Origin of the sequence: Rhodococcus sp. DMU2021, assembly GCF_019641445.1 — a bacterium.
GTDB classification, from domain to species: domain Bacteria; phylum Actinomycetota; class Actinomycetes; order Mycobacteriales; family Mycobacteriaceae; genus Rhodococcus; species Rhodococcus pyridinivorans.
Map to the genome: position 1 here is coordinate 162673 of NZ_JAIFKB010000004.1, position 14709 is coordinate 177381.

General features: G+C 68.5%; 12 protein-coding genes. 4 read left to right on the forward strand and 8 right to left on the reverse strand.

Annotated features, from left to right (window positions below):
• Window positions 1–84: 84 nt before the first annotated feature.
• Together K3M35_RS09145 and K3M35_RS09150 are read left to right on the forward strand one after the other, a co-directional pair.
• Window positions 85–1245, forward strand: a complete 1161-nt coding sequence (locus K3M35_RS09145) for a LuxR family transcriptional regulator (protein ID WP_037217368.1) — start codon at window positions 85–87, stop codon at window positions 1243–1245.
• Window positions 1246–1250: 5 nt separating this feature from the next.
• On the forward strand, window positions 1251–2204 hold the full coding sequence (locus K3M35_RS09150) for a DUF1648 domain-containing protein (protein ID WP_006550880.1): 954 nt from the start codon (window positions 1251–1253) through the stop codon (window positions 2202–2204).
• Window positions 2205–2229: 25 nt separating this feature from the next.
• Here K3M35_RS09150 and K3M35_RS09155 read toward each other — a convergent pair whose 3' ends face one another.
• Both K3M35_RS09155 and K3M35_RS09160 read right to left on the reverse strand, forming a co-directional pair.
• Entirely contained in the window at window positions 2230–2847 is a 618-nt protein-coding gene (locus tag K3M35_RS09155; protein WP_220666309.1) for a YqgE/AlgH family protein, read from the reverse strand.
• A 13-nt stretch (window positions 2848–2860) separates the two neighbouring features.
• Window positions 2861–3529, reverse strand: a complete 669-nt coding sequence (locus tag K3M35_RS09160; RefSeq protein WP_039584422.1) for a TetR/AcrR family transcriptional regulator — start codon at window positions 3527–3529, stop codon at window positions 2861–2863.
• A gap of 166 nt (window positions 3530–3695) precedes the next feature.
• On the opposite strand from K3M35_RS09160, the gene K3M35_RS09165 reads away from it, so the two are divergent.
• Entirely contained in the window at window positions 3696–4643 is a 948-nt protein-coding gene (locus K3M35_RS09165) for an NAD-dependent epimerase/dehydratase family protein (protein WP_006550883.1), read from the forward strand.
• Window positions 4644–4653: 10 nt separating this feature from the next.
• Window positions 4654–5946, forward strand: a complete 1293-nt coding sequence (locus tag K3M35_RS09170) for an MFS transporter (RefSeq protein WP_220666310.1) — start codon at window positions 4654–4656, stop codon at window positions 5944–5946.
• Between the two features lie 3 nt (window positions 5947–5949).
• Here the strand turns inward: K3M35_RS09170 and K3M35_RS09175 are convergent, their stop codons facing one another.
• The 6 genes from K3M35_RS09175 to K3M35_RS09200 form a co-directional block, all read right to left on the reverse strand.
• Window positions 5950–7011 carry a sulfate/molybdate ABC transporter ATP-binding protein gene (locus tag K3M35_RS09175; protein WP_006550885.1) on the reverse strand — a complete coding sequence of 354 codons (1062 nt, stop codon included), beginning with the start codon at window positions 7009–7011 and terminating at the stop codon, window positions 5950–5952.
• Window positions 7008–7793 carry an ABC transporter permease gene (locus K3M35_RS09180; protein WP_220666311.1) on the reverse strand — a complete coding sequence of 262 codons (786 nt, stop codon included), beginning with the start codon at window positions 7791–7793 and terminating at the stop codon, window positions 7008–7010. The genes K3M35_RS09175 and K3M35_RS09180 overlap by 4 nt, the downstream gene beginning before the upstream one ends.
• Window positions 7790–8542: a molybdate ABC transporter substrate-binding protein gene (gene modA, locus K3M35_RS09185; RefSeq protein WP_220666312.1), complete on the reverse strand. Its 753-nt coding sequence runs from the start codon at window positions 8540–8542 to the stop codon at window positions 7790–7792. The genes K3M35_RS09180 and modA overlap by 4 nt, the downstream gene beginning before the upstream one ends.
• Window positions 8539–8943, reverse strand: coding sequence for a molybdopterin-binding protein (locus K3M35_RS09190; RefSeq protein ID WP_220666313.1), 405 nt, complete (start codon window positions 8941–8943; stop codon window positions 8539–8541). Before K3M35_RS09190 ends, modA begins: the two co-directional genes overlap by 4 nt.
• Before the next feature lie 64 nt (window positions 8944–9007).
• Window positions 9008–13063: a bifunctional nitrate reductase/sulfite reductase flavoprotein subunit alpha gene (locus K3M35_RS09195; RefSeq protein ID WP_220666314.1), complete on the reverse strand. Its 4056-nt coding sequence runs from the start codon at window positions 13061–13063 to the stop codon at window positions 9008–9010.
• A 141-nt stretch (window positions 13064–13204) separates the two neighbouring features.
• The gene (locus K3M35_RS09200; protein WP_006550891.1) at window positions 13205–14659 is read right to left on the reverse strand and encodes a CCA tRNA nucleotidyltransferase; all 1455 of its coding nucleotides are present in this window, start codon (window positions 14657–14659) and stop codon (window positions 13205–13207) included.
• Window positions 14660–14709 lie beyond the last annotated feature (50 nt).

Consider the following 14709-nt stretch of genomic DNA (forward strand, 5'->3'; position numbering starts at 1 on the left):
CCGTATGAATGTCCCCGTGTCCATGGAGCCTCGTCGCCGCGTGAGGTGTTCTCAATCCCACATTCGAGGGGGATACTTCGGGATATGCGCTCTGCACAGCGGTTGAGGGCAGGCATCCACGACGCAGCATCCGCGGCTGCGGACGGGGCGCAGTTTCGCGAGTTCGTGATGGATGTGCTCGGCGCTTTCATTCCGTACGACGGTGGTTGTGTCGCACCCGTGGACCCGGCCGTCGGGGTTCCCACCGGCTTCACCACCCGCGGCCTCGACGACCCAGCCGAGGTACTCCGATTGTCGATCGAGTTCGAGTACGGTCCGGACCTCGATCCGGACAGCCTCTACGCGCTCATGCAGCACCGGTCCGGAGTGCGGCGGATCGAAGAACCCTCCGGCCGCGGACCGGGATACGGCAACAGGCGGTATCTCGAACTCGTGTCGCATCTGGGCATGAGACACGAAGTGCAGCTGGTCTTCCGGGACGGAGACCGTCGGTGCTGGGGTGTCGGTGATCTGCTCCGCGCGTCGGGCCGAGGTTTCTCCGACGCCGAACTCACGATGCTCGACGACGTTCTCGACGACATCGCGAACGGATTCCGCACCACGTTGATCCGGCACGCATCCGCACGAACACGGAACACGGTCGTCGAGGGCACCGCCTGCGAATGCTCGGGTCCGGCCGTGGTGGTAATCGGGGCGGACGACGAATTCGATTCCGTCACTGCCGCAGCGATGATCTTCTTCGAACGCCTCGGCTGGGAGAGTCCCGCTCGGGGGCGCCCCGGACCGGCGCATGTGATCGCCCGTCAGGTCCGTAGAACACGACCCGTGCCCGCGGATGTGCGTGTCCGCACCCTCGACGGCGAATGGCTCGTACTGCGCGCCGCGATCTTCGACGAGACCGGCCGCGTCGTCATGACCTTCGAGCGGGCACGCCTGCCCGAGGTCGTCGCCCTGGTCACCGCCGCCTACGGTCTGACGCCACGCGAATCGGAGGTACTCGTCGAAGTGCTCGCCGGACGGTCTCGCAACGAGATCGCGAGTCGGTTGTTCATCAGCCCGTACACCGTGCAGGACCACCTGAAGAACATCTTCACCAAGACCGGTGTGAACAGCCGGCGCAGCCTCGTCTCGCGACTCGCGTGTACCGAGTACATGCCCCGGTTCGGTGGCGACCTGCGACCCGACGGATGGTTCGACGAGAGCGGAACGAGGACGGCGCCGGTGGAGGCCCGTACCCTAGGCTGACCCCCATGACGACGCGTCAGGTCGACCCCGTCGGTGCGCTGCTCGGACTGGCCGTTCCGTTGCTGTGTGCCGTGGCCGTACTCGTGCTCACCCGCTCGTGGATCCCACGATTGCCCGAGGAGATCGCCACGCACTGGTCGGGCACGACACCCGATTCGTTCGGGTCACCGATGACCTCGGCGTGGACCGCCGCCCTGCTGATCGTGCTCGTCGGGGGAGGGTGCTGCGCGATCGCCGCGATCGCGCAGGCGCAACTGCTCATGCGTCGCTACATGCTCGCGATCGGTCTCGGGGTCACCGGCACGATCACCGCACTGTTCCTGGCCGGTCTCGCGGGGCAGCTCGACACGACCGACGCCACGCAGGCCGCGTTGGAGGGCTGGCCGGCGGTGCTCGGCATGTGGGTGGGTATCGCGGTGGGCTGGTTCGGGGGACGGCTCCTGCGCGACGGTCGGGAGCGGAAGGCGGCGACCGCCGCTCCGGATCCGGCGCTGCCGCGCGGTCGTGCCGAACTGCCGATCGTCGAGCAGGTGGGCACCGGTGTGGGCACGACGGCGGGACTGTCGCTGCTCGTCCTGATCCCCGCGCTCGTCGTGTGCGGTGCGACGCAGAGCTGGTGGCCGCTGGGTTTGATCGCGCCCGTCGCTCTGCTCGTGCTGGGTCTGCTCCGCTACACCGTGGTGGTCGACGCGGACGGGATCCGGGTGTCGAATCTGGCCACCGACGCGCTCGGATACGACCTCGACGAGATCGTCGGGGCGAAGGTCACCGAGACCCGCCCGTTCCAGGACTGGGGCGGCTGGGGCCTGCGGGCCGAGGGCGGCAAGCGGTACGGCCTGGTCACGCGCACCGGGCCTGCCGTCGTGGTGACCACGGCCTCGGGACACGAATTCACCGTGACCGCAACGAGGGCCGAGGAGATGGCCGGCGCGCTCAACACTCTCGCCGACGCCCGCTGACCGGTCCCGGTCGTCCGAGGGGGGCTCAGTTGCGCTCGACCTCGATGGGGTGCGTCGCGAGCAACGCCATCGGCAGCGGCTGCCGGCGCAGCACCCTCGCCCACACGTCGAGGTGCGCGGGGGCGAGCACATCGGTGGGCAGTGCCGAGACCACCATCCAGTCGTCGTTGCGTAGTTCGCCGTCGAGCTGACCTGCGCTCCACCCCGCGTATCCCGCGAAGATCCGCACACCCTCGACGTAGTGGGCGACGTGCCCGGGATCGACATCGAGGTCGATCATCACCACTCGGCCGTCGACGTGGCGGATGCCGGGGACGTCGGTGATGTCGGCCCCCACCCGCAGCGTGCCGAGGCACAGCGCCGAACTGCGGTGGACGGGACCGCCTACGAACAGGGTCTTCGGTTCGGCGGCGAGCCACGACCATTGCGGCAGCATGGCGTCGACGGAGGTGTCGCTGATGCGGTTCAGGACGACACCGAAGCTGCCTGCATCGGTGTGCTCGATGATGTAGACGACGGTGCGGCGGAAGGTCGGCTCGGTGAGATCGGTGGCGGAGACGAGCAGGCTTCCGGCCCGCACCCTGGGTGTCGAGGGTGCGGTGCGGTCCTCGGGTTCGTCCTGATGCTGCGCCACGTCAGCCATTCTGTCACCGCCGTCACCGGCGCGTGGGGTGGAACCCGACGGTCTGTGCCAACAGGGCGAGATGATGTTCGAACAGGACCTCGCGGTCCGGAAAAGTGTCGGGGCCGTACTGCCCGAAGACCTCGAAGCTCACGGACCCGAACAACGACGGCCACACCCAGAGACCGCGTGCCAGTACGGAATCCGGGGCCGTGAGGGAGAACTCGTCCCGGATCCGGCCCAGCGGTTCCCCCAGGCTCTCCGGAGGTGGGGCAGCGGCCGTGTCGTCCAATACACCCGCGGCGTGGGCCTCGTCCACGATCCGGGCCAGTCGCAGGACCACGCGGATACCGGGTGCGGTGGTGCGCTCGGCCGGGGCAGCGTAACCGGGCACCGGACTGCCGAACAGCAACCCGTAGCGGGCCGGTTCGGCCAGCGCCCACGAGCGCACCGCCCGGCCGAGGGCGAGAAACCGTTCGCGGTGATCGGAGGGGTCGACTGCGTCGACGGCACGGTCGACACTGTCGCCGAGTTCGTCGTAGGCGTCGACGACGAGCAGGGTGAGCAGCTCGTCGCGGCTCGAGACGTAGCGGTAGACGGCGGAGGAGACGACGCCCAGGTCTCGGGCGACGGCACGCAGCGACAGCGCCGCCGCTCCGTGGGTGCCGAGATGCTCGCGGCCGATCCGGAGGATGTCGGCCATCGTCTGTGCGCGTGCGCGCGCCCGTGGTGTCGTCACCGGACCATTCTGCCGTCGAACAGAGAGCACCGTCAACAAATGAGAGCACTGCTCTTGACAAGCACGGCTGCACGGAGGATCGTCGACGGCATCAGAGAGCAGTGCTCACACTTTTCCGAAGCGAGGAATCATGTCGCATCTCCAGGTGGTCGCAGGAGCCGGACCCGTCGGCTGGACCGTCGCCGAACAGATTGCCGCACAAGGACATCGCGTGCGCGTTCTCACCCGATCGGGCAGTGGACCGGAAGGCGCGGGCATCGAACGCCTGCGTGTCGACGTCACGGATCCCGAGGCCGCGGCCGCAGCACTCGTCGACGAAGACGGACTTGTTGCCGACGCGGTGTACATGTGCGTCCACGGGTCGGCCTACCGCGCCGACGTGTGGGCACGCGAACTCCCCGTCGCCGAGCGGGTCGTTCTCGACGCCGCCGCGAACCTGTCGGAGAAGACGGTCGTCGTCTTCCCCGAGAGCCTCTACTCGTACAGCGAACCCGACCGGGTCATGACCGAGGACTCGCCCCGCGAGGCCGACACCGGCAAGCGCGGTGTCCGACGGCAGCTCCTCGCCGCCCGGGCAGCGCATCGCGCACCGACGGTGAGCGTGGTCGCGTCGGACTTCTTCGGTCCGCGGGTACTGAACGCGATGGCCGGCGCACGCATGGTGCCCACCGTGCTCGCCGGGAAGAAGGTGCGGGTGCTCGGCTCGGCCGACGTCCCGCATTCGTTCACCTACGTTCCCGACCTGGCCGCGGCGATGATCGCGGCAGCGGGGGAGCCGACCGTGTGGAACACCGTGATCCACGCACCCACCGGACCGGCCGTGGCACAGCGCGAGATCGCCACCGCCTTCACGCGGACGGCCGGCCTGCCCGCGCCCGCGGTGGGGACGATCCCGTCCTGGCTGGTGCGGGCCGGCGGCCACGTGAACCGGGACATGAAGGAACTCGCCGAGATGCTCTACCAGTTCGATGCCCCGTTCGTCATGGACTCGACCCGCACCGAACAGGTACTCGGCCTGTCGCCCACCCCGCTCGACGAGGCGGCCGCCCGCACCGTCGAATGGTGGCGGAGCCGATAGTGTCGTGCTTGTGCGAGACTCCGGGCAGCAGTCCAGGCAGCGGGCGTGGCGATCGACCGCAACCGCCCTGCGGAACTCGCCGGGTCTCGTACGACTGACCGGAGTGCGGTTCGCGAGCCAGTTCGGTGACGGACTGTTCCAGGCCGCACTCGGCGGGGCGATCCTGTTCAACCCCGAACGTCACACCGACCCGGTGACGATCGCGGCAGGCTTCGCGGTGCTGCTGTTGCCGTACTCGGTGATCGGTCCGTTCGCCGGCGCCCTGCTCGACCGGTGGGACCGGCGCCTCGTCCTCGTCTGGGCCAACCTGCTCCGCGGAGTGTTCATCGCGGCAGCGGCGGCCGTGTTGCTCCTCGGGGGACCGCAGACCCCACTCATGCTGCTCGCGCTCGCCGCCATCGGTGTGAGCAGATTCGTCCTGGCGGGCGTCTCGGCCTCGCTCCCACACGTGGTCGCCCAGTCGTGGCTCGTCCCGGTCAATTCCGTTCTGGCGACGGTCGGTTCGGGTGTCTCGGCGGTCGGGGCCGCCACGGCGGTCGCGACCATAGGATTCGTGGGCGCGGGCGACACTGGCTCCGGGACGGCCGTCCTCCTCGGAGTGAGCGGTTCGCTCGTCGGTGCGGTCGCCGCAGCGGGATTCGCCGCGAATGCCCTCGGCCCCGAGGGAATACGTCCCCGGACCGTGATCTGCACCGTCCTGTCGGGTCTGCGGACCGGTGCAGGAGCCGTCCTCGAAGCTCCTGGCGTGACGATCGCGATGCTCGGAATCGGCGCGCACCGCATCGTGTTCGGCGTCGACACGCTCATCATGGTGCTCGTCCTGCGTGCCGAGGAGAATGGCTCCGACCTGCTCGTGGGATTCTCCGGATTCGGTGTCGCGGTCGCCTGCACCGCCACCGGCATGCTCCTCGCAGCGGTGCTCGCACCGATCCTGATCCCGCGGCTGGGCCGGCCGCGCACCGTCACAGTCGGGTTGATCGCCGCCGCGATCGTGCAGTTCGCGTTCGTCACCACCGTGTCGGCCGGACCGTTGCTCGTCGCGGCCTTTCTGCTCGGCCTCGCCGGTCAGACCATCAAACTCACCGGCGACGCCGCGATGCAGATCGATATCGACGACGCGCGCCGAGGTCAGGTCTTCGCGCTGCAGGACACCGTCTTCAACATCGCCTTCCTCGGCGCGATCGTCGTGGCGGCCTTCGTCATCGACCCCGACGGGCGCACACCCGAGCTGGCCGTCGCAGGTGGGGTCGTCTACCTGATCGGGCTCGTCGCCGTGTTCGTCGTGCGCCGCACGCGGCAGTAGCGATCACGCGCTCAGCGCGGCCGGATGGATCCCCACCTCCGTGGCCTTGACGACGAACCATACGGAGTCGCCCGGATGGACGTCGAGGTCGGCGAGTGCCGCCGTCGTGATCTCCGCGGCGATACCCGTATCCGATCGCACGAGCACCGACGAACCCTGCGCCTCGAGTTCCGCGATCCTCACCCTCAGGGCGTTGCGCGGGCTCCCGTGCGGGGCTTCGGTGTAGACGGCGACCGCCGACGGCGCGAAGACGGCGACGGCGGCCGTACCCGGGACGCAGTCGTCGTGGACGCGGCCGTGGACGAGACCGTCCGCGGATTCCAGCGCCTCGGCTCGCACGATGCCGGTGACGAGATTGCTCCCCGCGATGCGGGCGGCGAAGGCGCTGCGCGGCCGGGTCAGCACCCGGCGTACCGGCCCGTCCTCGACGATCCGCCCGGCCTCGATCACGATCACCCGATCGGCGAGGGCGAGCACGTCGAGCGGGTCGTGGGTGACGAGCAGGCCCGTGCGTCCACTGTCGCGCAGGACGCGTCGCAGCAACGACCGCAACACCGGTGTCGCGGTGACGTCGAGCGCGGCCATCGGCTCGTCGAGCAAAAGCAGGTGCGGTTCGGCCGCGAGGGCACGTGCGAGTGCGACCCGTTGCGCCTGCCCACCCGATAACTCGTGCGGACGACGATCGGCGAGTGCTGCGGCATCGACCTCCTGCAGCCACCTCTCGGCGCGCACACGGGCCTCACGCCGACCCGCACCCGCACTGCGCGGTGCGAACTCGACGTTGTCCGCGACCGTCAGGTGCGGGAAGAGCAGCGCCTGCTGGGCGAGCAGCACCACCGACCGGTCGTGCGGAGCGACGGCGACGCCGGTCGCGGTATCGGTGAGGACGCGACCGTCGAGTTCCACGCGACCCGCATCGGGACGCAGCAGACCGGAGACCACTCCCAGCAGCGTCGACTTGCCGGCTCCGTTGGGGCCGAGCACCGCGACGATCTCACCCTGCGCGACCTCGAGGTCGACGTCGACATCGCGTGCGGCGACCCGGGCCCGCACCGTCAGGCTCACAGCGGGCGGTCCTTCCGCCGCGAGTACACGGCCACGACGATCACGACGGCCACCAGGATCAACACGAGCGACAGCGCGACGGCGGCATCGGGATCGGTTTCCCGCTGCAGATAGATCTCGAGCGGCAGCGTGCGCGTCACACCCTGGAGGCTGCCGGCGAAGGTGAGGGTCGCGCCGAATTCGCCCAGTGCGCGGGCGAATGCGAGTACCGAACCGGAGACCAGGCCGGGCAGCACGAGGGGCAGGGTGATGCGCCGGAAGACCGTCGTGGGACGCGCACCGAGTGTCGCCGCGACGTCCTCGTAGCGTGAACCCGCACTGCGCAGCGCACCTTCGAGACTCGTGACGAGGAAGGGCAGTGCGACGAAGGTCTGCGCGAGCACGACCGCGGTGGTGGTGAAGGCGATGTGGATCCCGAGCGCATCGAGGTGCTCACCGATCAGTCCGCGACGACCGAAGGTGTAGAGCAGGGCGATACCGCCCACGACCGGGGGCAGCACGAGCGGCAGCAGGACGAACCCGCGGATCACCGACATCCACCGGAAGCTACTGCGCGCCAGAACCATTGCGAGAGGCACGCCGAGCAGGATGCACAGGATCGTGGCCGCCGCGGAGGTGCGCAGGCTCAGGACGAGCGCGTCGAGGGACGCCGGGGATGTCACCAGCGAGGGGAAGGTCGTCCAGTCGACGGTGAGCAGCATCGACACCAGGGGCACGACGACGAACAGCAACCCGAGTGCCGCGGGAACGAACAACCACCGGGGTAGTCCCGTCGCGGTCACGGTGCACCGAATCCTGCGTCGGCCAGGACGGCACGACCGCCCGTGCCGGTGACGAAGCGCACGAAGGCGTCGGCGCGACCGGGATTTCGGGAATTCGAAAGTGGTGCAACGGGATAGATGTTGACGATCTCCGCAGCTTCCGGGACGGGGACAACGGTGACCTTCTCGCCGGCCCCCCTCGCGTCCGTGACGTAGACCAGACCGGCGTCGGCCTGACCGGAAGTGACCTTGCCGAGCACGTCGGTCACCGACGATTCCTCGGACACCGGCGCGAGCTCGACACCGCCGGTCTCCTCGAGTCGCTCGGTCGCCGCCCCGCACGGCACCTGGGGCGCACACACGACCACCGAGAGACCGTCGCCGGTGAGATCGTCGAACGAGGTGACGTTCTTCGGGTTCCCCGGTTCGGTGACGATCGTGAGCATGTTGGTCGCGAACGGGATCGGCTCACCGGCAACGAGCCCGGCCGCGACGGCGGCGTCCATCGTCCGGGTGTCGGCGGAGGCGAAGACGTCGGCGGGTGCCCCCTGCTCGAGTTGGGTCTCGAGATCGGACGAGCCGGCGAACGAGAATTCCACCGACACTCCGGGGTTCGCCTCCTCGAATCGTTCGGCGATCTCGGTGAACGGCGCCCGGAGCGAGGCCGCCGCATAAACGGTGAGGACATCCGAGCCACCGCCGGTGCCGCACGACGTCAGTGCCGCAGCGATGAGACCGGCAGCGAACGCGGCGAGCGCCCGGCGCCTCATCCGTCCCCTCCGGGTGTCTCGACGATGACAGTGGTCGCCTTGACGACGGCCACCCCGATGCTGCCCGGCTCGAGACCGAGTTCGTTCACGGCCTCGGTGCTCATGAGCGAGACGATGCGGTGCGGACCGCACTGCATCTCCACCTGCGACATGACGGTGTCGGAGACGACGCGCGTAACCAGCCCGACGAAGCGATTGCGAGCGGAGCTGCCCACCCCGAGCGGATCGGGACCGGCATCGGCCTGAGTGCGGGCGAACTCCGCCAGCTCGCGACCGTCGACTGTCTTGCGTCCGGCGGAATCCTTGCCGGCGCGCAGCAGCCCCTGGTCGATCCAGCGACGGACCGTGTCGTCGCTGACCCCCAGCAACGACGCGGCGTCGCGGATCCGGAGGGAGGTCACGCGTGTCTCCGCAGATGCGTCATGAACGCTACGTTATATCCGCATCTGCGGACCGACAAGCAGATCAGTAGACATCGCGGACGTACCGCTTGTCGGCGGCCATCTGCTCGACGTACGCCGCGGCGGCGTCGCGGTCGAGCCGTCCGTGTGCCTGCACCACCTCGCGCAGGGCCGCGTCGACGTCCTTCGCCATACGTCCGGCGTCGCCGCACACATAGAAGTGGGCACCGTTCTGCAGCCACTTCCACACCTGCGCACCATGCTCGCGCATCCGGTCCTGCACGTAGATCTTCTGCCGCTGGTCGCGGGAGAAGGACAGTCCCAGCTCGGTGAGGAAACCGTCGGCGTGCATCGACTCGATCTCGTCGCGGTAGAGATAGTCGGTCTCGGATCGCTGGTCGCCGAAGAACAACCAGTTGCGGCCCGTGTGCCCGGCCTCGCGACGGTCGTGGAGGAAACCGCGGAACGGTGCGATGCCCGTACCGGGACCGACCATGATCATGTCGGTCTCGGGTGCCGGTGGCCGGAAGTGCTCGTTGCGCTGCACGAAGATCGGGATGTCCACACCCTTGCTGTGATCCGCGAGGAACGACGAGCACACGCCCGCCCGGGATCGACCCTCGAATTCGTAGCGCACCACCGACACCGTCAGTTGCACCTCGCGCGGGTTCGTCTTCGGGCTCGACGAGATCGAGTACAGGCGCGGACGCAGACGGCCGAGGAGGTCCTTCCATTCGTCCCAGGGCGCCTTGAACGGGTACTCGGCGATGACGTCCATCGCCTGCCTCCCGTACAGCCACTGCTGCAGCTCGATCTTGTTGCCCGGTCGCAGGAGTTTCGCGAGTTCGGCACTGCCGCTCTGCTTCTGCACGAACCGGAGCAGTTCCGGTGTCACCCGGGTGATGTCGAGGTGACGGGTCGCGGCCTCGCGCAGCGGCACGGTAGGACGGTCGCCGAGTTCGACGGCGGTCTCCGGGTCGAGGGCGGTGACCTGCAGCCATTCGTCGACGGCCTCCGGGCCGTTCGTCGGCATCACCCCGAGTGCGTCGCCGGCCTCGTATTCGAATGCTGGATCGAAGATCTCGAATCCGAACTGACGCACGTCCTTCGCCGAACCCGCACCGCTCAGTGCAATGTTGCGGGTGATCCGGGTGACGAGCGGCGAGTTGCGGGTATAGGCAGGGGCTGCGGGAGCAGCCGATGCGACCGGGGTCGTCGAGCCTCCCAGCAGCGGTACGAGGGCGTCGAGCCAGTTCTGCGCGCGCTCGTCCTCTCCGGGTTCGCAGTCGACGCGCTCGGCCAGGCGGGTCGCGCCGAGAGTGCTCAGACGGTCATCGACACGGCGCCCGAAGCCGCAGAAATCGTCGTAGCTCGAATCGCCGAAAGCCATTACTGCATAACGCGTTCCGCTCAGTTCGGGCGCGGTGTCCGCCGCGAGCGACCGCCAGAACGACCCGCCGTTGTCGGGTGGGTCGCCGTCGCCGAAGGTGCTCGTGACGACCACGAGGTCGTCGATGTCGGCCAGCGCGGCGACGTCGAGTTCGTTCAGCCCCCTCAGCCGCACGACCCGACCGGCATCGCGGAGCCGTTGTGCGCAACTCGCCGCGAAGGATTCGGCGTTGCCCGTCTGCGACGCCCAGGCCACCACGACGACCGGCCCGTCCGGCACCGCCTCGGTGGGCGTCGCGTCGGGAACCGGGGCCGAGTGCGCGTACATCCCGGCGAGCAGTCCGTCGACCCATACCCGCTTGTCGGCCGGGAACGGCGCGGTCGGCGGAAGGGTCGGCGCGGCAGTGATCTCCGCCGTCCTGAGTCCGGCGAGAAGACCTGCGAGATAACCTCGTTCGGCGTCGTCGAAGGTGGGTGCGGGAATCGTCCCGAGTCCCAGCGCAGACTCGAGACGGTCGAGCACCGAACCGCTCTCGAGCACCGGTTCGACCGCACCCGCGACCTTCTCCACCGACACGGCGCAGACCTTGAATTCGGGCTGCAGGGATGCCGGGTCGACGGCGTCGTTCGTCACGGCGTTGATGGCGAGATCGTCGCCGAAGAGGTCGTTCCAGTGGAAGGGCGCGAAACAGTTCCCGGGCAGCACCCGGTCGGTGACGACGGCCGGCAGCACGGCCCGGCCGCGCCGCGATGCGATCTCGACCCGGTCGCCGTCGACGATCGACAGTCGCTGTGCATCATCGGGATTGATCTCGACGAACGGTCCGGGATTCAGTTTGGTGAGTTTCTCGACCTTCCCGGTCTTGGTGAGGGTGTGCCACTGGTGCGGGACGCGTCCGGTGTTCAGGACGAAGGGGTGGTCGTCGTCCGGCATTTCCGCGGCGGGCATGTGCGGGCGAGGGAAGAAACGAGCGCGGCCGTCGGGGGTCGCGAACGCCAGTCGCGGACGGGAACCGTCCTCGCGCACCACCGGGGTCCGGCTCGTCCCGTCGTTGAGATAGCGGACGGGGTGCCGTGTCGCGGCCGACTCCGGCGGGCACGGCCATTGCACGGGCCCTTCCCGCAGTCGGTCGTAGGTCATGCCGCGCAGGTCGTAGCCGGTCTGCGGATTCGCGAATCCGGTGATCTCCTCGAAGATTTCCTCGGCACTCGAATAGTCGAAGGCGTCGCCGAAACCCATCTCCTGAGCGACCCGTGCGATGATCTCCCAGTCGGGCAGCGACTCACCGACGGGTTCGACGGCCTGCTGTAGAAGATTGACGGTGCGGTCGGATCCGACGGTGACATACTCGGATTCGGCCCACAGAGCTGCGGGTAGGAGAACGTCTGCGTACGAAGCAGTTTCGGTCTCGCGATAGACGTCCTGCACGATCACCAGCTCGGCCTTCCCGAGTGCCTCGAGAACGGTGCTCCGATTCGCGATCGACGCTACGGGATTGGTGCAGATGATCCAGCACGCCTTGATCTCTCCGGCGGCCATGCGCTCGAACATGTCGACGGTGCCGGCGCCGCCCTCGGTGCGCAGCGTGCCGCGCGGCAGCGACCAGCGATCTTCGACGAACGCGCGGTCGTCGTCGGAGAGGACACTGCGCTGACCGGGCAGACCCGGTCCCATGTATCCCATCTCGCGGCCGCCCATCGCGTTGGGCTGACCGGTGAGGGAGAACGGCCCGCTGCCGGTGCGGGAGATCGCCCCGGTCGCGAGGTGCAGATTGCAGATCGCGTTGGTGTTCCACGTGCCGTGGGTGCTCTGGTTCAAACCCATCGTCCAGCAACTCATCCACTCCCCGGCCTCGCCGATCCACTGCGCCGCGGTGCGGATGTCGGCCTCGGCCAGACCGGTGACTTCGGCGACGACGTGCGGTGGGTAGTCGGCGAGGAAGGACTCCATCGCGTCCCAGCCGTCGGTGTGCTTCTCGACGAAGTCGCGGTCGACGTGTCCGTTCTCGACGATCAGGTGCAGCAGACCGTTGAGAAGCGCCAGGTCGGTGCCCGGCGCGATCTGCAGAAACAGGTCGGCCTTGTCGGCGGTCGCGCTGCGCCGCGGATCGACGACGATCAGTCGCGCTCCCGCCTTGACCCGATCCATCATGCGCAGGAACAGAATGGGATGGCAGTCGGCCATATTGGAACCCGACACGAAGAAGACGTCGGCGCGGTCGAAGTCCTCGTACGAGCCGGGCGGGCCGTCGGATCCGAGCGACTGCTTGTACCCGGTCGCGGCGCCGGCCATGCACAGTCTCGAGTTCGATTCCATGTGCGAGGTGCGCAGGTATCCCTTCGCGAGCTTCGTCGCGAGATACTGGGCCTCGAGCGACATCTGTCCCGAGACGTAGAGAGCCACCGCGTCGGAGCCGTGGGCCGAGACGATATCGTTCAGGCGCCGCGCGGTCTCGGCGATCGCATCGTCGAAGGGGAGCGGGGCGACCTCGGCCGCCCGCTCGGAACGCATCCACGCCGTATCGAGCCGGCCCCCGGCCGCGAGCATCTCCGCGCTGGTCGCGCCCTTCGTGCACAACCGACCCCTGTTGGTCGGGTGATCCTTGTCTCCGTATGCCCTCACCACGCGTCGGTCACCCGTCTCCGGGTCGACGGCGACGTCGAGGAGCATCCCGCATCCCACACCGCAGTAGGAGCAGGTGGATTTCACCGTGGTGATCTCGTCCTGCATCCCGCAACTCCTCGACACCGTCTCGACTACGCCGGTGTCCATGCTGGAGAAGCGGTGTTGCGGTGGCGTCACCCGCGGTGAGCACGCGGTGACATCTGGCTCACGCCGCCGTCACGACGATGTGAGATCAGACGTTCGGAGTCAGGCCTCCTGCTGCTGTGCCCACCACTCGAGCAGCGCGGCCTCGGCCTCGTCGCGCTCGAGCGGGCCGCGGTCGAGCCGCAGTTCCTTGAGGAAGTTCCACGCCTTGCCGACCGTCGGACCTGCGGAGATACCCAGCAGTTCCATGATCGCGTTGCCGTCGAGGTCGGGCCGGACCTTGGCGAGATCCTCCTCGGCGGCGATGCGCTCGATCCGTTCCTCGAGACCGTCGTAGGTGGCCTGCAGCGCGGCGGCCCGACGCTTGTTGCGGGTCGTGCAATCGGCGCGCACCAGCTTGTGGAGCTTCGGCAGCAGCGGCCCGGCGTCGTGCACGTAACGGCGCACGGCCGAATCCGTCCACTGTCCTCTGCCGTAGCCGTGGAAGCGCAGGTGCAGGAAGACCAGACGGCTGACGTCCTCGATCATCTGCTTCGAGTACTTGAGGGCGCGCATGCGCTTGCGCACGAGCTTCGCTCCGACCACCTCGTGGTGGTGGAAGCTGACGCCGCCCTGCGGCTCGTTGCGTTTGGTGTCGGGCTTGCCGATGTCGTGCAGCAGCGCGGCCCACCGCAGGACGAGATCGGGATCGCCGTCCTCGAGGTCGATGGCCTGCTTCAGGACGGTCAGCGAGTGCCAGTACACGTCCTTGTGCTGGTGGTGCTCGTCGATCTCGAGCTTCATCGCGGGGATCTCGGGGATCACCCGCTGCGCCAGACCGGTCTCGACCATCGTGTCGATGCCCTCGATCGGATAGTCGCCGAGGATCAGCTTGTCGAGCTCGGCCTGCACCCGCTCGGCGCTGATCCGCAGGATCTCGTCGGCCATCGAGACGATCGCGGTGTGCACGCGCTCGGTGAGGGCGAAGCCGAGCTGGGAGACGAACCGCGCCGCGCGCAGCATGCGCAGCGGATCGTCGTGGAAGGAGTCCTCGGGCTTCGCCGGGGTGTCGAGCACGCCGGCGAGCAGGGAGTCCATGCCGCCGAGCGGGTCGACGAACTCACCCGCACCGTCCGGTCCGATCCGCACGGCCATCGCGTTGACGGTGAAGTCGCGGCGCACGAGATCGTCCTCGAGACTCGTGCCGTACTTCACGATGGGGTGACGCGTGACACGGTCGTAGGCGTCGCTGCGGAAGGTGGTGATCTCGAGTTGCTCGAGTCCCTTCACCGCACTGATGGTCCCGAAGTCGATACCCGTGTCCCACTGGTGGTCGACGAATCCGCGCAGCAGCTCCTGCACGACCTCCGGACGCGCATCGGTGGTGAAGTCGAGGTCGGTGCCGAGGCGACCGAGCACCGCGTCGCGCACGCTGCCCCCCACGAGATACAGCTCGTGTCCGGCTTCGGCGAATCGCGCCCCCAGCGGGGCGAGGATGTCGGACAGATCGCGCAGAGTGGCCTCGGCTCCGGCGAGCAGCCGGGTACGACGGTCGGTGTCTGCGGTGGGGGAGTTCACGTCTTTGCACCTTACCGAGCAGCGCGTTCGTGTGGTTGAGCCGGGACCGA

Bases quoted from the DNA above. Each gene is read 5' to 3' on its own strand.
- K3M35_RS09165 (WP_006550883.1), top strand. From the start codon at position 3,696: ATGTCGCATCTCCAGGTGGTCGCAGGAGCCGGACCCGTCGGCTGGACC.
- K3M35_RS09145 (WP_037217368.1), top strand. From the start codon at position 85: ATGCGCTCTGCACAGCGGTTGAGGGCAGGCATCCACGACGCAGCATCC.
- K3M35_RS09150 (WP_006550880.1), top strand. From the start codon at position 1,251: ATGACGACGCGTCAGGTCGACCCCGTCGGTGCGCTGCTCGGACTGGCC.
- K3M35_RS09195 (WP_220666314.1), bottom strand. From the start codon at position 13,063: ATGCAGGACGAGATCACCACGGTGAAATCCACCTGCTCCTACTGCGGT.
- K3M35_RS09160 (WP_039584422.1), bottom strand. From the start codon at position 3,529: ATGGCCGACATCCTCCGGATCGGCCGCGAGCATCTCGGCACCCACGGA.
- modA (WP_220666312.1), bottom strand. From the start codon at position 8,542: ATGAGGCGCCGGGCGCTCGCCGCGTTCGCTGCCGGTCTCATCGCTGCG.
- K3M35_RS09155 (WP_220666309.1), bottom strand. From the start codon at position 2,847: ATGGCTGACGTGGCGCAGCATCAGGACGAACCCGAGGACCGCACCGCA.